The organism is Helicobacter labetoulli (genome assembly GCF_003670275.1).
Taxonomy (GTDB): Bacteria; Campylobacterota; Campylobacteria; order Campylobacterales; family Helicobacteraceae; genus Helicobacter_C; species Helicobacter_C labetoulli.
In genome coordinates this window covers 35,406-54,622 of the sequence record NZ_QXJF01000014.1, presented here as the reverse complement: position 1 = coordinate 54,622, position 19,217 = coordinate 35,406, and the positions used below count along the sequence as shown (strand labels likewise).

The window sequence follows — 19,217 nt, the reverse complement described above, 5'->3', positions numbered from 1 at the left end:
AATGATCCCATTTCTTGATGTAAAGACAATAAATTCGCGTTTTAAAGACGAGCTAGAATCTACGATGAAAAAAGTGCTAGAATCTGGCTGGTATATTTTGGGCGAAAAAAGCAAGTCCTTTGAAAAGGCGTTTGCTGAGTATTGTGGAGCAAGTCATTGCATAGGTTGTGGTAATGGGCTAGATGCACTGCGGCTAGGCATAAAGGCACTAGGCTTTGGTGAAAATGATGAGATAATCGTCCCGGCAAATACCTATATCGCCTCCATTTTAGCAGTCTCTGATAATGGTTGTAAGCCCATCTTTGTTGAGCCGAATTTGCAAACCTATAATATTGATGTAGAGAAAATAGAATCTGCCATAACGCCTCGCACAAAGGCGATTTTAGTCGTGCATTTGTATGGGCAGGTTGTGGAAATGCAAAAAGTGTGGGAGTTGGCACAAAAACATAATCTTGCCATTATAGAGGATTGCGCACAAGCCCACGGAGCGATATATCAGGGTAAAAGGGTTGGCACACTTGGCGATGTGGCTGGATTCTCATTTTTCCCGGGGAAGAATCTAGGGGCATTAGGCGATGGTGGAGCGGTTATCACAAAGCATAAAGATGTGGCGGAGAGAGTGCGAGCGTTAGGGAATTATGGCTCACATAAAAAGTATGTCAATCTCTACAAGGGGCTAAACTCTCGCCTTGATGAGCTTCAAGCAGCATTTCTAGAAATAAAGCTAAAACACTTAGATTCTGATAATGAATCTCGCAGGGCAGTGGCGAAGTTTTATCGCGAAAATATCACAAATAAAAAGATTATTTTGCCCGAATGTGTGAGTGAAGAAGGACACGCGTGGCATTTATTTGTCGTGCGTTGTGAGGAGCGGGAGAGATTCCAAGCGTATTTAAAGGAGAATGGGATTGAGACAATTATCCATTATCCTATCCCACCGCATAAGCAAGAAGCCTATAAGGAATATAATCATCTTTCCTTGCCGATTACTGAAAAGATTCATAGGGAAGTATTATCTTTGCCAATTAGTCCAGTGATGAGTAGAGAGCAGGCGCAAGAGGTTGTGCGAGTGGTGAATGCCTTTTAGATAAGAGTATTTGCAAAAAGGCTGATATGGTGCTATTGTGAAGGGCAAAAGTTGAAAAATCAGCATAAACAAGATGAACTTCAAGCAAGGCTTGATAGAGAGATTGCAGAGTTTTTGTGCAATGCCAAAAATGCTATAAATCCCAAAAATCCATATTTAGCATATCAAGATTCTACAAAGAAATTCCCGCAAGTTGTAGTAACGCTCACTTCATATCCGGCTAGAATCTCCACATTACACTATACGCTTTTTACATTATTTACACAGGATTTTAAGCCGCATAGGGTGATTTTGTGGCTTTCACAAGATGAGTTTGTTGGGTTATTGGCGGACTTGCCTAAAGAAGTTTTAGATTTTAGGCAATGTGGGTTAGAGATAGTTTGGGTCAAGGGCAATATCAAGTCTTACAAAAAGCTTATTTATGCTATTAAAGAGTTTGGTGATTGTGTTTTGGTAAGTGCCGATGATGATGCTCTGTATGCAAAGGATTGGCTCTTTAAACTTTATGACGCATATAAGCAGAATCCGCATTGTATCCATGCTCACCGCGCTCACCGCATTGTGTTTGATAAATATGGTAAGATTCTGCCCTATCTTAAATGGAATCTTGATGTTTCATATAAGCAAAGTGTAGCTTCGTTTTTAAATCTCCCAACAGGTGTTGGAGGCATACTCTATCCCCCCCCCCCATTGTCTGCATAATGATGTGCTAAAAGAAGAGATTTTTATGGAGCTTTGCCCATATGGCGATGATTTATGGTTTTGGGCAATGGCGGTTCTAAATGGGACAAAAATCAATGTGGTGAGAGATAATCTCAAAATGCAATCAAGCTTTGTTGATGTTGCTAAAAGTGGTGCATTGTGGATAGAAAATGCGAAGTGGCGGAATGATTGGCAGATTCAAAATTTATTGAAGTTTTATCCCATTTTGAAGCAAAGGGTGATTTTTGATAGTAATGAGTATTGGGAAATACGCTATAAATCCCATGAAGATTCACAAAGGCTTGGTGCGTCTGGGGCTGGAAGCTATGGAAGATTGGCAATTTTTAAGGCAAAAGTGATAAATGACTTTGTAAAAAAGCATAAGATTCAAAGCGTGATAGAGTGGGGCTGTGGCGATGGCAATCAGCTCTCCTTGGCACAATATCCGCAATACATAGGGCTTGATGTATCGCCTTGTGTGATTGAGAGTGTAAAAAGGCGATTTGCTAATGATAAAAGCAGGGCATTTTATGAAGTGAGTGATTTTTTAGAAAATCCTAGTAGTGCAGAGCTTGGCTTATCGTTAGATGTGATGTATCATCTTGTAGATGATGAAAATTTTAAATCTTATATGCGTAATCTCTTTACACACGCACAAAAATTTGTAATCATCTATTCATCAAACAAGGACCAGCCCCACACTCAACATGTGCGACATAGGCAGTTTAGTAGTTGGGTGCAAAAAAATGCAGTAGAGTGGAAGTTTAAGACAATGATACCAAATGCCTATCCTTATGATATAAACAAGCCAAATGAGAGTTCATTTTGTGATTTTTATGTGTATGAAAAGCAAAAATGACAAAAAAATATAAAGAATGTGTAAAAATACATTAAAAATGAGAGAGTATATGAAAAGTTTGTTTTTATGTTTTGTGTATATGATTAGCCTATGTTGGAATATCTTATGGCAAAGATGTAATGAATGGCGAAACTAAGATTAGGAATCAATGCAAAGGTATCTATTAGCACGACTTTAATGGTGCTTGTGAGTTTTAACATTTTGGCATGTTTTGTGTATTTTAACGCACAAAAGACTATTACACTTATTGAGTATGAGACGCAAGAAAAGCAAGTAACGCAATTAGAAAATCTCATAGATGTGTATATTGATGAGAAAAAACGCCTTATTAACAAACTCGTAAAAGAAGCCCTTGCAAGTGGCTTAAATGAATCTCAAATAACACAAAATCTCCACCTTATCCAAGAATCAGGGGATTTTAATCTCACTTATATCGTATCGGTATAGAATCTAGCGGGAGAATGCTATGGGGCAATGGCAAACATCAATATCCACAAGATGGCTATGACCCCCGCTCACGAAGCTGGTATCAAATCCCAAAAATTTACTCAAAGATGAAGTGCTAAGTGAGCCGTGGATTCAGGCTTCTTATAAAATCCCCGTTTTTGGCTTTGCCTCTCCGCTGATTGAAAATGGCAGATTCATCGGTGTGCAAGTGCGGACATTGCCCTAAAATCGCTTAATGCCTATATCCACGCACAAGATAAGAATGCAAGCGAACAAGAGATTATCATCATAGACAAAAATGGCAATTATGTCAGCCATAATGATGAGAGTAAGATTTTGCAAAGCGATGAGTTAGCTCAAGCGATAAAGAGTGCCTTTAGTGCCAATACGCCAATTTTTAAGCTAGATTCTAATATCGCAACTTGCAGGCTAGAATCCTAAACACAATGGCTACTATGCTCCATTATCCCAGAATCTCGCATTGCCGATAAGCTAAGTAAAAATAATAAGCCCATCTTCATTATGCTTGGGATTTTTGCCTTTGTCCTTGTGGTGGCATTATATGTGATTTTGGCATATTTACTCAAACCTATTAGACGCATTAAAAAGAGTTTGCTAGAATTTTTTGACTTTTTAAATCATAAACAAAAAAGTGTAAATCCTTTGAAACTCCGCAGTGGCGATGAGTTTCAAGAAATGGCAGAGGCGATTAATGAAAATGTAGAGACGATTCAGCATAATCTTTTAAAGGATACAAAGAGTTTGGAAGACTTTTTTCAAGCGGTTGAGAATATCAAGCAGGGGCATTCGCATTTGCAGATACATTGTTTGTATTTGCAAATGCGAATAATCCGCAATTAACACAGCTTGGCGTGCTGTTTAATGAAATGCTAACTTTCCTTGATGAGAATGTCTCGCGTGTGCTTGCGATTTTGAATCGATATACAGATAATGACTTCCAAAAGCAAGAAAATGGGACAACACAGAACTTGCAAGGCGAACTTCAAGCGATGAATGAAGGTGTGGGGCATTTGGGTGAAGAGATACGCAAAATGCTTTTTACAAGCCTTGATTTTGCAAAATCGCTTAATCTCAAGGCAAAAGAGCTAGAAGATTCTGTAATGGCGATGAGTGAAAGCACACAAAAGCAAAGCAAATCGCTAGAAGAAACAGCAAATGCGGTAAGAGAGATCACAGAATCTATGCAGGGTGTTGATAGTAAGGCACAAGAAGTCGTGCAGCAAGGCGATGACATTAAAAAGATTCTAAGATTTATCGCAGAGATTGCTGACCAGACTAACCTTTTAGCATTAAATGCAACAATTGAGGCAGCAAGGGCTGGGGAACACGGCAGGGGCTTTGCAGTCGTAGCTGATGAGGTGAGAAACTTGGCTGAACGCACACAAACCTCTTCCTTTGCCTTGTGTGTTGTTAGACACAAGGATTCTCGCACATAGAATAAAATAAGATTCTAAGACTACATATCACTTGACTTTTTCCACACTATATGCCCATTGATATTATGCTTTTCATAAATGCTTAAAACCTCTTCTAAAAATGCCACAAGCTCACTCTCACCAGAATCTTTTGCAGATTCTAACATTTGGATAAACATCTTTTTGCCTGTTTCAGTTTGCTTTAGATTTTTCTTTAAAAAATTATGCCTACTACATAGAGTTTGCCCATTTTCTAAAACCGCTTTTCCACCTAAATCCTTTGGTTTTATATGGTCTATATGAAGCTCAACTCCTTCTTTTTTACCCATTCCACATATCACACATTTATAATTATCTCGCTCTAAAATTTGCTTTTTTAAAGCTTGACTAAAATCCTCTAAATCTTGCCTTAAATTGATAGAATCTGGGTCATAGTGATAAACTCCCTTTGCAATCTTTTGCAAATAGCCTTTTTGGTGCAAACTTCTAATACCTCTATCTGGGTCTCTAAAAACTTTCCCTGTGCGTTTTTGCCATTCTTTAACAACCCAATCCACCACTCCAGTGTGTTTAATATCTCGTTTTGGATTTGTCTTAAAAAAATCCATTATTAAATCAAGTTGAGAGCCATTATTTTTCATCAAAAATTCCCTTTTCTTTTTGAATTGTTTCTAAAAATCGTTTTTTGCTTAACTTGCAATATTCCCTATCTAGTTCAATGCCTATAAAGTGCCGATTGTTAAGATAAGATTCTATCATTGTTGTGCCACTCCCACAAAATGGATCAAACACCACATCACCTACATAGGAAAATAGCTTAATGCACCGCTTCGGCAGCTCTCTGGGAAAAGGGGCTGGGTGTCCTATGCGTTTTTTAGACTCTCCATTAAAGCTCCATAATCCATTCGTCCAAGCCATAAACTCTTCCTTGCTTATATCACTCTCTCCTTTATACTTTTTCTTCCAAGCCCCTTTATAAAGCACGACTATAAGCTCCACAGGTGCGATAACATAAGGGGCTGATGCACTAAGCCAGCTTCCCCACGCTGTGCGGCGTGAGATATTGCCCTCATTCCAAATGATTGTGCTGTGATAATTCCAGCCAATTTGCTTTGCCAAAGTGGTTAAATCCGCCCCTACGCTTTGTTGTCCGCCTTTGTTTTTGTCAAGTGGGATATTAAGACAGAATCTTGCCCCATCTTTTGCCCAAAAATAGCAGTTTTCTATCCATTTTTGAGAGAATTCTAAATAGCTTTCATAAGAGTTGGAATCTTTGTTTGAATTATACTCAATACCTACATTATAGGGCGGGGAAGTGATGATCAAATCAAGTGATTTTTCTTGTAAAAGTGTTTTATCAAGACAGGTGTGATTAAATAGTGTTGTGTTTTTGTAGCTAAAAGATGTATTGTGTAATGGTATTGTCATTGTTGAAGCCCTATTAGGTATTTAAAAATTATTGTTTTAATAATAGCATTGAAGTGTTTTATTTGATAAAAATCCATATCAAGCACGGAGCAAATATCCCTTTGCAAGTTTTGATTATTTGCAATTTCGTTTTGTAAATCTTTTTCTTGTGCGAAAGTCATTTTATACTCTTATTTTGATGGTTTTGGTAACTCTTTTTTTGAGATTAAATCCGCCATTATAGCAAACTTATAGAATCCTTTTTTACCATTATGCAAACAAAATCACACAATCCTCTTACTCAAATATCTGCTTAAATCATCGGCAAAGAGCGTTACAATAAGTGAGTTTTCTACCTGCTCGGCGAGTTTTAAACACGCTTGCAAACACGCCCCAGATGAGATTCCAGACAAAATCCCTTCTTCTTTGGCTAGGATTCTAAGCCCTTGATACGCCTGCTCATCGCTAATTTTTTGCACCATATCTATAAGGCTTGTATCCATAGTTTTTGGGATAAAGTTATTGCCAATGCCCTCAATATTGGCACAGCCCTTTTCCCCTCCGCCAATCACAGAGCCGATAGGATCACATAGCACAGCTTGTATCCTAGAATCTTGCTCTTTTAAGTATTTGGCTATGCCGCTAAAGCTGCCCCCACTTCCAGCACCTGCTACAAAGTAATCAAAAATTGGCGTTTTGGGCAATTCAGCTTGTGGTGAAAAATGCGGGAGCGGCGAAAAATCCCTGCGGTCATTTATGTCTAATAAACTCCCTTGTGATTTTCCTGAGCTCCCACATTTTTCACTCACAATCTTAGAATTGCTAGAATCTGTGTTTGAGAGATTGTTTTTCGCTTGATAACCCTTAAAATCATCGCAAAATTCATCTGCCAAATCAATTTGGCTACTTTTTTTGTCATTGCTTGTTGCGTGTGTTGTGGATAAATCCCCCAAAAAATCTCGTATATTAGTATCCCGCACTCCACGCATATCCGCATAAATCTCTTTTGCAGTAGTAAGATAATGTGCTTCAGGATTTAGCGGATTTTCAAACTGGCACAAACTAAAAGAATGTGGAGTAGAATCTAGCAGTTCCTTTGCTTTATCAATCGCCCCTTGCATACCTAGCTCTTTTGGCGTGTTAATCACTTCAGCCCCTAAAGAGCGTATTAAAATCTGCTTTTCAATGGAAAATTTATCCGGCACGACTAAAATCGCCTTGATATTAAAATGCAAGCACACAAAGGCTATGCCTAGCCCGGTATTGCCCGCTGTGGCTTCTATCACCACAGAATCTTTTTGTAGCTTGCCTTGCTTTTGTGCCTTTTGCAAAATATGCAGGGCTGTTCTATCTTTCACACCCCCGGCGGGATTATAGGATTCTAATTTAGCAAAAATGCGATTGTTATTTGGAATCTTTATGCGAGATAGCTCCACAAGTGGCGTATTACCGATAAGTTCAAGGCTTGAGTGAAAAAGCATTCTATATCCTTACTTGAAATATACATCTTTGAAAATTTTTAAAAATAGTAAAAAAGGTTTTTAATTGTATGATAAATAGCAATGCAACTTTACTATAAGATAAAGCAAAATTTAAAACAAAAAAGATAGAATCCGCTCTTACGCAATGCACGCAAACAAAACTATCAAGGTTACACAATGGCAAAAACAAAAGTAGCAAACACCACCACCGCTAACACAAATTTGCACGATGCAAAAAAGTATAAAAAAGATGAGTTCTACACGCAACTTAGCGATATAGAAAATGAGCTAAAGCACTACAAGGAGCATTTTAAAGATAAAATCGTGTATTGCAACTGCGATGACCCACTGCAAAGTGCCTTTTTTGAATACTTTTTCAAAAATTTCAAATGGCTTGACTTAAAGGCTCTTATCACCACTTGCTATAAAAGTCAAAATTACAGAGAAGTAAGCACGGAAGATTCCCCTAAGAGTGCCTATGCGATAAAAATCCACAGAGATGATGTGATAAAAGATGAGCTAATAAACCCACAAAAGCACTCCATAGAAGATGTGGATAAGGCTTTATCACAAATGCACCCATTAAAAGAAGTGGAAGCTACTCTCTCTCTAATAGCCAAACACAATCACAAGAAACACTAGAAGCCTTTGATAAAAACAAACATAAGCTTTTTGAAAATTTTAGAGCCGAGCTAGAATCTGGACTGCCCAAAGAATCCACACAAAACAAAATCAAGAAATCCCCCAAGCACCCAAAACTTTTTGAGATAAGCGAAGATGAAGGGCTAAATAATGCGGGGGATTTTAGGAGCAAAGACTGCATAGAGCTGCTTAAACTCGCCGATATTGTGGTAACAAATCCGCCCTTTTCACTCTTCCGTGAGTATGTCGCACAGCTTGTGAAGTATGATAAGAAGTTTTTGATAGTAGCACATCAAAACTGTATTACCTACAAAGAAGTCTTTTCTCTTATTAAAGATAAAAAGTTGTGGTTGGGATATGGATTTAAAGGTGGAGCTGGGCATTTTATAAATTATCATTATGAAGATTATGCAACAGCCTCAGATCATAGAGAAGGAATGATACGAGTTTCAGGAGTTACTTGGGTAACAAATTTAACACACAAAAAACGCAATGAGATTTTAGAAACTATCGCTAGTTTTGCTAAAACCCCTGAAAAATACCCTAAATATGATAATTATGATGCTATCAATGTGGATAAAACTATTGAGATTCCACTAGATTATGATGGCATTATGGGCGTGCCGATAACTTTCTTAGACAAACATAATCCTAAGCAGTTTGAGATAGTGGCTTTAGGTATAGTTGGTTCGGTAGATTTTACTTGCAATAAAAAAATGGAAGTTTTGGATAAGTTTGGCAATAGCACGGGAAAATTTACTTTTAATGCTAAAGGCACACTTTATAGAAAGTTTGACCCAAGCACTGACAAAACTCCAGCTTTTAAGGATTGTGAAAGTGGGGAGCTTTATTCTAGCATTTACGCCAGAATCCTAATCCGCAAAATCGCCGAAGTAGAAACCTTACGCAAAGCCGAGCAAGAGAAAATGCAGACTTAACTTGTCTCTTATTGTCATATCAAGCGTTTTTTCTTGTCATATTGAGCGTAGCGAAATATCTCTGTTGAGCGTGTAGTAGTGTAGATACTTCGCCTAAAGGCTCAGTATGACAAAAGAGAAGCAAATAAAAAAAGGGTATGACAAAAAAGGGCTTAAACAAATACATAAAAAGGACTAAATATGACAAATGAAAAAGGTAAGCAAATCATAATAAGCCAAACTCAATCAAAGGAGCAACAATGCAAATAGACAAAACAGAAATGAGCATAAAAGAGCTAGCAAGGGGCTATACAAGAGATGAAGAAAGTGGGCAAGTCGTCGCCTATGCAGATTCTAGCGGAGTAGCAAGGCTTAATATCCGCCCTAAATATCAAAGGGAGTTTGTGTATAAAGAAGCCCAAAGAAATGCTGTGATAGATACGATACTAAAGGGCTTTCCGCTTAATATAATGTATTGGGTTAAAAATGAAGATTTTAGTGCGGAGTGTGAATATGAAGTGCTAGATGGACAGCAAAGGACTATAAGTATATGCGAGTATGTGAAAGGGAGCTTTTCTGTGCTGTGGAAAGGTAGCTCGCAGTATTTTCACAACTTGCCAGATGATATGAAAGAAAAATTTTTAGACTACAAGCTTGATGTGTATGTATGTCAAGGGAGTGAGAGCGAGAAGCTAGAGTGGTTTAAGACTATCAATATCGCAGGAGAGACACTCACAAATCAAGAGCTAAGAAACGCAGTATATGCGAGTGAGTGGCTAAGCGATGCAAAGCTTAGATTTTCTAAGGAAAAGGGCTTGGCAGTGCTAAAGGGAGCTAAATATCTAAAAGGCAGTGCATTGCGGCAAGAATTTTTAGAGACTGCGATTGCTTGGATAGTGGATTCTAAGAGAGATGAAAAGATTTGTGAGTATATGGCAAAACACGCTAAAGATTCTAAAAATGCCGATGAGCTGTGGGGGTATTTTTCAAGCGTGATAGACTGGGTGGAGATGAAATTCCCAACATATCGCAAAGAGATGAAAGGGGTTGAATGGGGATTTTTCTACAATCTTTACAAAGACAAAGACTTGGACGCTAAAGAGTTAGAATCTACAATTGCCAAGCTTATGCAAGATGATGAGATAACGAGTAAAAAAGGTGTTTATGAATATGTGCTAAGTGGCGATGAGAAGCATTTAAGCTTAAGGGCGTTTAGTGATAGTATCAAAAGGGCGTGTGTGCCAATAGTGATGAGCATATAAAAGGCGTGAAATGCCCGCACGAGAAGCAAAAGCTAGAGCTAGAGCAAATGGAAGCAGACCACATAATCCCTTGGAGCAAAGGCGGAAAAACAGAGAGAGAAAATTGTCAAATGCTGTGCGTAAAGTGTAATAGGGCAAAGAGTGCTAAGTAGATTCTAAAAAGAATCTAAAAGCAAGTGGCTAGAATCTCAATAGATAAGGCTCAATATAGCCTATGAGACTAGATTTTACGCACGACTTTTATCAATCGCTTGGCATAAGTCTTCTAGCAAATCTTTTTTATACTCAATACCCACAGATAGGCGGATAAGATTTTCAGCTATCCCCATAGATTCACGCAGATCTTTGGGGATAGAGGCGTGTGTCATACTCGCAGGGTGGCAGAGTAAGCTCTCCACGCCCCCCAAACTTTCAGCTAAAACGATAATACGCGTGGATTTAAAAAAGATTCTATAATCATACTCTGGCTTTAGGATAAAGCTTAGCATTCCCCCACCACCGCGTGCTTGAGAGCTTTGGGCTTCATATTCACTATCGCCTTTTAGCCCCGGGTAATACACCTTTTCCACTGCTTTGTGTTCGCTTAGGGCTTCTGCTAGAAAGAGTGCGTTTTCACAATGTCGCTGCATTCGTAAGCCTAGCGTTTTCATACCGCGGATAAGCAAAAAGCTATCAAATGGCGCAAGCACTCCACCTATGCTATTTTGCAAGAATCCTATGCGTTCAGCCAAGCTCTCATCATCTACCACCACAAGCCCGGCTACAAGGTCGCTATGTCCGCCAAGATATTTTGTTGCTGAATGCACCACAATGTCAATGCCAAGCTTTAAGGGCTGCTGTAAATAGGGTGTCATAAAGGTATTATCCACGATACTTAACACGCCTTTTTTTCTACAAATTTCAGCGACTTTTGCCAAAGGTGTAACGCTTAGAAGTGGGTTTGCTGGGCTTTCTATCAGCACGGCTTTGACTTCAGGGGTGAGGGCGGAATTGAGTGCGTCTAAATCCCTTGTATCCACGATTTTATACACGATGCCAAAGTTGTTAAAGACTTTATCTAAGATTCTAAAAGTCCCACCATAGACATTTTGTGAGATGATAAGGCAATCTCCGCTTTTAAATAGGCTCAAAATCGTGCCAAGGGCTGCCATACCAGAGGCAAAGGCAAAGCCATATTTCCCGCCCTCGCATTCAGCAATAAGGCTCTCAATCCCATCTCTTGTGGGGTTTTTGGTGCGAGAGTATTCATAGCCTTTGTGTTTGCCTAGCTCATCTTGTGCGTAAGTGGAAGTTTGGTAAATGGGCGTATTTACCGCCCCTGTGCGTGGGTCTGTGGTCGCGCCTGCGTGAATTAGTGTTGTATCAAAGCTACTTTGCATAGAAAATCCTTTATTTACAAATATATTTAACTTGTATCTTAGTGCTTACTTCCTGTTCCTTTGGTGCGGGAAGCTCCCAGCTTATGTCTGCTGATGCACTCATATTGCTGAGTTTGGCAAACTCACGCGGTGCAATAGCGTTATTCACGCCATCAGCCCCTGCTAACATACATTTTTTATCTAGAATCTCGCTTAGCTCTTTTTGGGCATCTTTGGCAAGATTCAAAGCCCCATTAAATGCTTTATCTTGTGTGTGTTGCCACGCTTCAGGAGTGGCAATTATGGTAACATTTGGTGCAAGGAAACTTAGGAATTTATTTTTATTGATTTTCTTATCAATAGTGGCGATAAGGTTATCATAATCTTTTTTTTGCTCACTTGGGACATCACACTCTAGGCTAAAGCTTAGCGTATAGCCAACGGTGTCTCTTGCTGCCCCGTCTTTGTATTGAATATTTGGACGCAAATCATAGTTGCCGCCCTCGCACAATCCCTTTTCCTTATTGAGATTCAAAATATCATTAAGAGTGTTGGCTATCTCTTTTTTAGCATTAGATTCTATCTCGCCGCCCTTACGCAAACTATCACTTTCAGTAATGCGGATACTCGCTTTATATACATCAGGCATAATGGGTTGGGAAAAGGATATATTTTTGTAAATACATAGAGAATGACTAGGGCATTCATTTGTAGCAAGATTTATAGAATCATCACTGCACGCGGTAAAAAAAACTAGCCCAAAACTAAGTGTTGCTATGGCAAAAGGCTGAAATCTCATAAACTCTCCCTGTATAAAAAAGTGGGTGTGAAACGCTGTCGATTATAGCTTTTTTGAGTAACTTACTAGTAATCAAGCAGTCCATCTTTTGGCAAAATAAGATGAATGTCTTTTGGTAAATAGCCTAAGATTCTATCAAGGAAAATGCTATTGCTTAGCATATCTCCAAGGAGCAAGACTTTTTTAATTTGCAAATTAGTTTTTGTATCTCGCACAAGTGTGGCAACAAACTCACTTAGAGAATCTAAGATACCATAGCTTAAAATCTCATCTTCCATATCCGCACATTTGAAACTTAGGCTTGAGCGGATAATGCGATGATAATCAAGGCTTAGTGCATTGTCCTCTCGTAAAAGTGTGTAATCAATGCGAGGACCCCGCTCACGCACAAAGCGATATGCACGATAAAAAATAGCATTTTTATCGCTCACTCCATTTGTGTTAAAGCCTAGAGTAAAAGCCGCACTATCAAATATATCAATAAGATTATCTTTTGGCTGTTCTAAATCTGGCAGGGCGTTTATGGATTCTGCAAGGTGTGGAAAGCGTGAAGTGAAGTTTTTAATAAGCTCCGCCCCGCCTTTGTAAGATGTGGCAATGTTTTGCAAAATAAGCTTTGGGTTACTCTCAAAGTGGATATCAAGCAGGACTTTTGGTTTCTCTTCATACACGAGAAAAGCACTTTTATGCCGTGAGCTAAGGTAGATGACTAAATGTCTTTGGGTTAAATCTGTGATATGCTCCTGTATAAGAGAAGTGAGCGTATGTGATGTGGCAATGTGATTGTCAAGGAAGATTCCGCTCTGTGAGATGGTAAGAATCTGCTCTTTTGGAACAGGGGAGTGGCAAAAATCAAATGGTGATGGAGAATCTTGGCTTGGTGTGGAGAGAAAAAAATACCCTATATCATCTTGTAAGAGTAAAGCCCCGATGATGGCTAAAGGCATATCATAAGGTAGTCCAACTTTAACTAGCCCCGTGGCATTGAGCGGAAAATGTTTTTCAAAAACTTCCTTTGGCACAAGGTGGGTTAGGGGCTTTTCAAAACTTGCAAGAACATCAATTTGTCCCTTATGTATGCGGAAGTAGGTTTTAAGCGAGGCAATATCACAAGCAAGGGTTGTGTGGGTGCTTGGCGTTGGGGTAAGGGAGAGTAAAACAATGCCGCGTTGTGTGTGAAAAGGGACTTGCTGATTGTCTTTAAGGGAGCGAACAATTTGTAAAAAGTATTCCTTATTTTGTGTAGCAAGGGGCTTATGAGCGATGGATAGTGGAGGGTTTAAAAACGCAAAACCATCGCTTTTGGGATTAAGAATCTGACTTGTTTGCATAGGGGTGTAATAATAGGTTTTTGGTGTGTTAAAAAGAGCGATAATTTGATGAGAGCTAAAAAGTGTGGAGCAGGGGAGTAGTGTAAGCAAAGCAAGAGATAGAATTTCACTTAGATTCTGGCTAGATGTAGGGCATTCTTGCAAAGAGAGCTTGTCAAAAAATGCTTGATTTGGAGAGAGCGGAACAATCTCTTCAAAAGCAAAATAGAGTGAGAGCGGGAGGGAAAGTGAGATGTCGTTGGCAAATTGCAATATTTTTTGAGAATCTATAATATTTTGTGAGTTGTGATAAAGTGTGAAAGCATAGGGCGTTTGGGTTGTCTGCGTGGGTGTTGATTGTGTAGAATCTTGGCTATCTTGTGGGGCTTGGCTTTGTGGGTAAGATTCTATAATAGCTGATAGGTCTGGGATAATGCAATGCGTGTGTGAATCTTGCGTGTAGAAAAATGCCTCTAGGTTTAGGTTTTTAGCTTGTGAGGCAAGAAGATAGAGAAAAAAATCCGCATCTTGACTTGTATTTAAGAATCTAAAGTCATAAATCATTCATAGCCTCTAAATGAGCCATTTGCGACATCTTGCAGATCTCTATTGTCTTTTTTATGAGCAGTTATTCCATTTTCTGCTAAAAAGTCTAGGGCGAGCTGCTCCATTGTTTTTGCTCCATTTTTAACAGCAGATGAAAGGGTGAATGCCGTGTCTTCGCCAATGACTTCTGGGATAATGCCAATGATTTTAACCGGTGGTAAATCACCATAAATAGCTGTCATTCTAAGTGTTTGGAGCATTTCTACTTCGTGGGCACTCCCTGCCCAAGTGACGATTTGTGGGACATTATCAAAATCAAAATAATACACATCACCTATTTGAGCATCTTTAACACTCACGCAATCAAGGATAAGCACTTTGTCATAAGAAGTAATAAGGGGAATAAGCATAGAAGCAAGTGTCCCACCATCTACAAAATCCACTTCATTTTCTCCACTGAAGCGATAGTTTAGCTTTAAGAGATTGGATAAATGCACCCCAATGCCCTCATCGCCAAAAAGAATATTGCCAATGCCAAGGACAAGAATCTTCATTCTGCCTTAAACTTTCACATCATCGGTATAACGCATACCGCTTACAATCGCATCTACACCACCATTTGGGTATTTTACAGAGTTCCATACGGCAAGATAAATATGCACAGGGATAAAAATCACAAACGCCCAAGTAAGAATATGATGTAAATTACGCACATTTGCCAACCCACCAAAAAGCACTTCTACCCATTTGAAACAAAAGGCTAGAATCGCCCCAAGCCCATCATCATAAATATTATAATAAAGCACAACACCTGTGAGTGAAATCAGCAAAACAAGTATGCCAAGGCAAAGGTAAGTAGCAAACTGCAATGGATTATACGCACCATCAATATGTGGATGAGTGCCTATAAATAAATAGGCTTTAATGGTATCTAGCCACACTTTAGGTTGTTTGACTTGAGCAAAAGAAACCCTCTCTGGCAAAGATTTTTTATCAAAAATGAAGAGATAAACTCTAAAAAATGAAATACTAATCAATACAAATCCCATTATCAAATGCACACTGCGGATATAGGCTTGAAGATAAGAGTTGCTCACCGCACCCACTTGTTGTTCTGTAACAACCTGTCCTTGTATGACACCTTGTAAAGTAGCTTGTGTCATCTCCGGATTAGAAGCGATAAAAGGATAAGCGATATAGAATCCTGTGGCAATAAGAACAAAAATACACAATGCCCTAATCCAATGGAAGATTCGCGTAAGCCCCGAAAACTCCTCGTGCATATGGAGTTCTTTTTTAAACATTTCAACCTTATTCATATTTTCTCCTTTGATCTTCTAGCGGAGTCGTGCAAATGATGGCTCTACTTTGTAAAGGCTAAGCTCATTGCCTTGTGTATCCATAACATGCACAGCACAAGCAATGCAAGGATCAAAAGAGTGGATATGACGGATAATCTCAAGTGGCTGAGTGATGTCCTTAACCTGTGTGCCAATAAGACTCATCTCATAAGGTCCTTTTTGCCCTTTAGCATCGCGTGGTCCTGCATTCCAAGTGGAAGGCACAACAGCTTGATAGTTTTCAATTACACCATTTTTAATTCTTACCCAATGGCTTAGCATACCGCGTGGCACATTGCCGATAAACCGCCCCTTATACTCTTTATTTTTATCTATACTATAAGGCGCACAAGTGCTTTTATCGCCCTTTGCAATGTTATCTTTAAGTGCATTAAAGGCTTTGATTCCGTGGTCTGCGACAACCTTGCATTCAATCGCTCTAGCGGCAGTTCTACCAAGTGTGCTAAAAAGTGCTTCTTTTGGCAAACCTGTGGCTTGTAAAAATTCATTGACAACATCTACAATCGCCTTATTGCCGCTTGCATATCCTACCACAACACTCGCCAAAGGTCCCACCTCCATAGGCTTACCATCATAGCGTGGAGACTTAATCCAAGAGTATTTACCGCTTTCATCAAGGATTTTAGAATCCACGAGCTTGCCATCAGCTCCAATAGTTTGAGCATCTCTAAAGCCTGTATAGTGTGGATTTGTCTTGCCATCATAGGGGTGGAGTGGCTCATTATCCTCATACCACGAGTGCGTAGCCTCTTCTGTAATTTTGCTTTCATCAATGGGATAAACTTTGCTCAAATCGCCATTTTTAACAATCCCACTACTGAAAAGCCACTCTTCAGCTCCCACCTGCATTTCCTGAAAACTAATGAAGTTTTTAACCCCGCAGCCCTTTAGCACAGAATCTTCGCTTTTATATGCCTCTGCTGCCATAATAATATCCGCCCAATACGCACGATTGACAAAATCCACTACTTCTAAATGTTTAGTGAGCCACTCGCCCAAACGACTAGGATCTAAAATATCCATAACAGAAGTTACTCCGCCAACGGTTAGACTTTGTGGGTGAGGATTCTTCGCACCAAAAATTGCCATCATTTGTGCAATAACGCGTTGCACTTCAAGGAGTTTAAGATAATGTGAAAGCACAATGAGATTCTGCTCTGGGGAAAATCTATAAGTCTTATGTCCCCAATACGCGTTTGCAAATGGTCCTAATGCACCTTGTTTGACAAAAGCACCTACTTTTTCTTGCACGACTTTAAGATCAGCTTCTCCTGCACACAACGGATTTGGCGTGTATTTGAATGCAAGTTTAGCAGCCTTGGCACAATCAGCTTGTAAGGCTGAGGTAATATCACACCAATCAAGTCCGTGTAAAGTGTAAAAATGCACCGCGTGGTCGTGCAAAAAGAGCGAGATATTCATTAGTGTGCGTGTGAGAATGGCATTTAGTGGAGGCTTAATTCCCAAAGCATCTTCAACAGCCACAATACCCGCTTTGTAATGTGAATAAGTGCAAACACCGCAGATTCTCTGCACCAAGAATCCTGCATCGCGTGGGTCGCGGTTTTTTACGATTGTCTCTAGCCCACGCCAAAGTGTTGAGCTAGAAAACGCATCTTGAATGACATTATTCTCATCAACAATCACTTCAATACGCAAATGCCCCTCAATTCTTGTGATAGGATCTACAATAATACGCTTTGTCATTTTCTACTCCTTATTTTGCATTCTGTGTTGAGCTGATAATCGCGTGAGCGGCAATTCCAATGGCTGTTGCACCAAGCACGACAGCCCCTATTGTATCTGCGGTTTTATCCGCTCCCAAACCATTAAAACTTGTCGTATAGAGCTTGTTGCCAATAGGCTCTTCAAATGGATTCATTGTATCCCAAAAATGTGGCTCACTGCACCCAATACAGCCGTGTCCTGCTTGAATAGGCCAACTTGTATGTTGGTTGAATCTCAATTTTGAGCAGTTGTTGAATGTATAAGGTCCTTTGCAGCCGACTTTGTAGAGACAATAGCCTTTTTGTGCATTTTCATCGCCAAAATGCTCCACAAATTGCCCAGCATCAAATCTCCCGCGTCTCTCGCATAAGTCGTGGATTCTAAGTCCATAAGCCCAAGTTGGGCGATTGTAGGCATCAAGCGTAGGGAGTGAGCCAAAAAGGATATAGTGCAACACATTGCCTACAATATTTTTTTCACTCGGCGGACAGCCCGGCACATTAATAACATTACGATTTGTAATCTCGCTTAGTGGCACGGCATTTGTTGGGTTTGGGTGGGCAGCCTGAATTCCCCCAAAGCTAGAGCAAGTGCCAATAGCAAAGATGGCTTTTGCATTTTTTGCAGCCATTCTTGCTTCCTCTGCTCCTGTGCGTCCGTGCCCTCCAATAGTGAGATAAAACTCGCTCCCACCTTTTGGGATTCCACCCTCCACCATAAGGATATATTCTCCAGCGTATTTTTCAATAGCGTGTTCAAGATTCTGCTCTGCTTGCCAACCTGCCGCAGCCATAACAGTTTCGTGGTATTCAAGGCTGATGTAGTCAAAGATAAGAGAATCTATGCTTGGAGCATCACTTCTTAGCAAGCTTTCACTGCAGCCGGTGCATTCTGCCATATGTAGCCATACCACAGGTAAGCGATTAGCCACTTCAGCAGCTTTAGCAGTTAAAGGGGCAAAACTCGCAGGTAGAGCAAGTGTAGCTGTCATCATACCTGACCATTTCATAAAATCACGGCGAGAAAAACCTTTAGATTCTAGCTCTTGCATTAAATCTTTGTTGGGGTTATGTGCGGGGAGCTTGGCTAACTCATCAAGTCGCTTTGAGGCTTGTTTAAACAACTCTTCATTTGCATCTTGTAATTTCATTTGCTGATTTCTCCTTTTTTGCAGTTTGTGTTTGTGATTTTGGAATACTATCTTATTTTTTGTATTTTATTGGGAAAAAATGCGGCTTGTGAGAAAAAGTAAAATATTTTTAAATAAAAGTTACAAAAAGTGATATTTTGTTTGATGTTTTATTGTGAATGTGAGCTGTGGCAATGACAAAGATAAGGCATAGGTGTTGTGAGGTAGTTTTTGGGAATTTTTGTAGGATTGTGCAAGGAAATGAGGAATAAAAAATATTTTTTGTTGAATAAAGGGTTGTATAATAGGCGGATTTTAAACTTGCAATGCGAGGTTAAAATAATTTTAAACAACTTGAAGGAGCTTGTGATGGCTAAGTATATAGAATTGAGTAATGATAATTTTGATGCGGAAATCGCTAATAGCGTGGCGTTAGTTGATTTTTGGGCACCTTGGTGCAATCCTTGCAAAATGCTTTCTCCTGTGATTGATAAACTTGCAGAGGATTATAGTGGTAAGGCAAAGGTTTGCAAGGTTAATGTGGATAATGAAGGTGAGCTTTCAAGACGATTTGGAATTCGCAATATCCCCACCATTTTGTTTATGAAAAATGGGGAGATTGTTGATCAAATCACTGGTGTTCAGCCAGAAGACATTATCCGCCAAAAGTTAGATTCACTTCTATAACAAAATCTTTTGATTTTTGTAGAATCTAGGCTCTGCTAGGCGGAGCTTGGGCTTTCAAA

At 39.5% G+C, this 19,217-nt stretch carries 21 protein-coding genes; 11 read left to right on the top strand and 10 right to left on the bottom strand.

The genetic code is table 11. The features are described from left to right. The first annotated feature begins 1 nt into the window (after window position 1). From EBF12_RS08335 to EBF12_RS12230, 6 genes are all read left to right on the top strand, one after another. Entirely contained in the window at window positions 2-1,087 is a 1,086-nt protein-coding gene (locus EBF12_RS08335; RefSeq protein WP_121727243.1) for a DegT/DnrJ/EryC1/StrS family aminotransferase, read from the top strand. A 51-nt stretch (window positions 1,088-1,138) separates the two neighbouring features. Next, entirely contained in the window at window positions 1,139-1,789 is a 651-nt protein-coding gene (locus EBF12_RS11965; RefSeq protein WP_244196471.1) for a zinc-binding alcohol dehydrogenase, read from the top strand. Further along, window positions 1,749-2,648, top strand: coding sequence for a class I SAM-dependent methyltransferase (locus tag EBF12_RS08325; RefSeq protein WP_244196470.1), 900 nt, complete (start codon window positions 1,749-1,751; stop codon window positions 2,646-2,648). The genes EBF12_RS11965 and EBF12_RS08325 overlap by 41 nt, the downstream gene beginning before the upstream one ends. Before the next feature lie 123 nt (window positions 2,649-2,771). After that, on the top strand, window positions 2,772-3,095 hold the full coding sequence (locus EBF12_RS11960) for a hypothetical protein (RefSeq protein WP_244196469.1): 324 nt from the start codon (window positions 2,772-2,774) through the stop codon (window positions 3,093-3,095). A 522-nt stretch (window positions 3,096-3,617) separates the two neighbouring features. After that, window positions 3,618-3,956, top strand: coding sequence for a hypothetical protein (locus tag EBF12_RS11955; RefSeq protein WP_244196468.1), 339 nt, complete (start codon window positions 3,618-3,620; stop codon window positions 3,954-3,956). Next, entirely contained in the window at window positions 3,920-4,552 is a 633-nt protein-coding gene (locus EBF12_RS12230) for a methyl-accepting chemotaxis protein (RefSeq protein ID WP_279629427.1), read from the top strand. The genes EBF12_RS11955 and EBF12_RS12230 overlap by 37 nt, the downstream gene beginning before the upstream one ends. A 20-nt stretch (window positions 4,553-4,572) precedes the next feature. On the opposite strand, the gene EBF12_RS08305 is transcribed toward EBF12_RS12230, so the two are convergent. The 3 genes from EBF12_RS08305 to EBF12_RS08295 form a co-directional block, all read right to left on the bottom strand. Further along, a complete protein-coding gene (locus EBF12_RS08305) occupies window positions 4,573-5,172 on the bottom strand; it encodes an HNH endonuclease (protein WP_121727241.1) in 600 nt (199 codons plus the stop codon). Then, the gene (locus tag EBF12_RS08300) at window positions 5,162-5,959 is read right to left on the bottom strand and encodes a DNA-methyltransferase (RefSeq protein WP_121727240.1); all 798 of its coding nucleotides are present in this window, start codon (window positions 5,957-5,959) and stop codon (window positions 5,162-5,164) included. Before EBF12_RS08300 ends, EBF12_RS08305 begins: the two co-directional genes overlap by 11 nt. 263 nt (window positions 5,960-6,222) lie before the next feature. Next, a complete protein-coding gene (locus EBF12_RS08295; RefSeq protein WP_121727239.1) occupies window positions 6,223-7,419 on the bottom strand; it encodes a PLP-dependent cysteine synthase family protein in 1,197 nt (398 codons plus the stop codon). Window positions 7,420-7,596: 177 nt separating this feature from the next. Here EBF12_RS08295 and EBF12_RS12225 point away from each other — a divergent pair, with 177 nt between their 5' ends. The 4 genes from EBF12_RS12225 (at window position 7,597) to EBF12_RS12340 (ending at window position 10,392) form a co-directional block, all read left to right on the top strand. Further along, window positions 7,597-8,061 carry an adenine-specific methyltransferase EcoRI family protein gene (locus EBF12_RS12225; protein ID WP_121727238.1) on the top strand — a complete coding sequence of 155 codons (465 nt, stop codon included), beginning with the start codon at window positions 7,597-7,599 and terminating at the stop codon, window positions 8,059-8,061. Next, the gene (locus EBF12_RS08285; protein WP_121727237.1) at window positions 7,986-8,999 is read left to right on the top strand and encodes an adenine-specific methyltransferase EcoRI family protein; all 1,014 of its coding nucleotides are present in this window, start codon (window positions 7,986-7,988) and stop codon (window positions 8,997-8,999) included. The genes EBF12_RS12225 and EBF12_RS08285 overlap by 76 nt, the downstream gene beginning before the upstream one ends. Before the next feature lie 239 nt (window positions 9,000-9,238). Further along, on the top strand, window positions 9,239-10,240 hold the full coding sequence (locus EBF12_RS08280) for a DUF262 domain-containing protein (protein WP_208630968.1): 1,002 nt from the start codon (window positions 9,239-9,241) through the stop codon (window positions 10,238-10,240). 47 nt (window positions 10,241-10,287) lie between these two features. Then, the gene (locus tag EBF12_RS12340) at window positions 10,288-10,392 is read left to right on the top strand and encodes an HNH endonuclease (RefSeq protein ID WP_415579731.1); all 105 of its coding nucleotides are present in this window, start codon (window positions 10,288-10,290) and stop codon (window positions 10,390-10,392) included. A 75-nt stretch (window positions 10,393-10,467) separates the two neighbouring features. Here the strand turns inward: EBF12_RS12340 and EBF12_RS08275 are convergent, their stop codons facing one another. The 7 genes from EBF12_RS08275 to EBF12_RS08245 form a co-directional block, all read right to left on the bottom strand. Beyond that, window positions 10,468-11,619, bottom strand: a complete 1,152-nt coding sequence (locus EBF12_RS08275; protein ID WP_121727236.1) for a trans-sulfuration enzyme family protein — start codon at window positions 11,617-11,619, stop codon at window positions 10,468-10,470. Between the two features lie 10 nt (window positions 11,620-11,629). Further along, window positions 11,630-12,397: an SIMPL domain-containing protein gene (locus EBF12_RS08270; protein ID WP_121727235.1), complete on the bottom strand. Its 768-nt coding sequence runs from the start codon at window positions 12,395-12,397 to the stop codon at window positions 11,630-11,632. A 65-nt stretch (window positions 12,398-12,462) separates the two neighbouring features. Next, the gene (locus tag EBF12_RS08265) at window positions 12,463-14,271 is read right to left on the bottom strand and encodes a hypothetical protein (protein ID WP_121727234.1); all 1,809 of its coding nucleotides are present in this window, start codon (window positions 14,269-14,271) and stop codon (window positions 12,463-12,465) included. Next, the gene (locus EBF12_RS08260) at window positions 14,268-14,807 is read right to left on the bottom strand and encodes a HyaD/HybD family hydrogenase maturation endopeptidase (RefSeq protein WP_121727233.1); all 540 of its coding nucleotides are present in this window, start codon (window positions 14,805-14,807) and stop codon (window positions 14,268-14,270) included. Before EBF12_RS08260 ends, EBF12_RS08265 begins: the two co-directional genes overlap by 4 nt. 6 nt (window positions 14,808-14,813) lie before the next feature. Then, window positions 14,814-15,572 carry a Ni/Fe-hydrogenase, b-type cytochrome subunit gene (gene cybH, locus EBF12_RS08255; protein WP_121727232.1) on the bottom strand — a complete coding sequence of 253 codons (759 nt, stop codon included), beginning with the start codon at window positions 15,570-15,572 and terminating at the stop codon, window positions 14,814-14,816. Between the two features lie 18 nt (window positions 15,573-15,590). Further along, on the bottom strand, window positions 15,591-17,321 hold the full coding sequence (locus EBF12_RS08250) for a nickel-dependent hydrogenase large subunit (protein ID WP_121727231.1): 1,731 nt from the start codon (window positions 17,319-17,321) through the stop codon (window positions 15,591-15,593). 10 nt (window positions 17,322-17,331) lie between these two features. Beyond that, window positions 17,332-18,492 carry a hydrogenase small subunit gene (locus EBF12_RS08245; RefSeq protein ID WP_121727230.1) on the bottom strand — a complete coding sequence of 387 codons (1,161 nt, stop codon included), beginning with the start codon at window positions 18,490-18,492 and terminating at the stop codon, window positions 17,332-17,334. Between the two features lie 348 nt (window positions 18,493-18,840). Between EBF12_RS08245 and trxA the strand changes: the two genes are divergently transcribed. Then, a complete protein-coding gene (trxA, locus tag EBF12_RS08240) occupies window positions 18,841-19,158 on the top strand; it encodes a thioredoxin (protein ID WP_121727229.1) in 318 nt (105 codons plus the stop codon). The last annotated feature ends 59 nt before the right edge of the window (window positions 19,159-19,217 follow it).

Bases quoted from the DNA above. Each gene is read 5' to 3' on its own strand.
- trxA (WP_121727229.1), top strand. From the start codon at position 18,841: ATGGCTAAGTATATAGAATTGAGTAATGATAATTTTGATGCGGAAATC.
- EBF12_RS11960 (WP_244196469.1), top strand. From the start codon at position 2,772: ATGGCGAAACTAAGATTAGGAATCAATGCAAAGGTATCTATTAGCACG.
- EBF12_RS08245 (WP_121727230.1), bottom strand. From the start codon at position 18,492: ATGAAATTACAAGATGCAAATGAAGAGTTGTTTAAACAAGCCTCAAAG.
- EBF12_RS08270 (WP_121727235.1), bottom strand. From the start codon at position 12,397: ATGAGATTTCAGCCTTTTGCCATAGCAACACTTAGTTTTGGGCTAGTT.
- EBF12_RS08260 (WP_121727233.1), bottom strand. From the start codon at position 14,807: ATGAAGATTCTTGTCCTTGGCATTGGCAATATTCTTTTTGGCGATGAG.
- cybH (WP_121727232.1), bottom strand. From the start codon at position 15,572: ATGAATAAGGTTGAAATGTTTAAAAAAGAACTCCATATGCACGAGGAG.
- EBF12_RS08275 (WP_121727236.1), bottom strand. From the start codon at position 11,619: ATGCAAAGTAGCTTTGATACAACACTAATTCACGCAGGCGCGACCACA.
- EBF12_RS08335 (WP_121727243.1), top strand. From the start codon at position 2: ATGATCCCATTTCTTGATGTAAAGACAATAAATTCGCGTTTTAAAGAC.
- EBF12_RS12340 (WP_415579731.1), top strand. From the start codon at position 10,288: ATGGAAGCAGACCACATAATCCCTTGGAGCAAAGGCGGAAAAACAGAG.
- EBF12_RS11955 (WP_244196468.1), top strand. From the start codon at position 3,618: ATGCTTGGGATTTTTGCCTTTGTCCTTGTGGTGGCATTATATGTGATT.
- EBF12_RS08295 (WP_121727239.1), bottom strand. From the start codon at position 7,419: ATGCTTTTTCACTCAAGCCTTGAACTTATCGGTAATACGCCACTTGTG.
- EBF12_RS08250 (WP_121727231.1), bottom strand. From the start codon at position 17,321: ATGACAAAGCGTATTATTGTAGATCCTATCACAAGAATTGAGGGGCAT.
- EBF12_RS08265 (WP_121727234.1), bottom strand. From the start codon at position 14,271: ATGATTTATGACTTTAGATTCTTAAATACAAGTCAAGATGCGGATTTT.
- EBF12_RS08305 (WP_121727241.1), bottom strand. From the start codon at position 5,172: ATGAAAAATAATGGCTCTCAACTTGATTTAATAATGGATTTTTTTAAG.
- EBF12_RS08280 (WP_208630968.1), top strand. From the start codon at position 9,239: ATGCAAATAGACAAAACAGAAATGAGCATAAAAGAGCTAGCAAGGGGC.
- EBF12_RS12225 (WP_121727238.1), top strand. From the start codon at position 7,597: ATGGCAAAAACAAAAGTAGCAAACACCACCACCGCTAACACAAATTTG.
- EBF12_RS08300 (WP_121727240.1), bottom strand. From the start codon at position 5,959: ATGACAATACCATTACACAATACATCTTTTAGCTACAAAAACACAACA.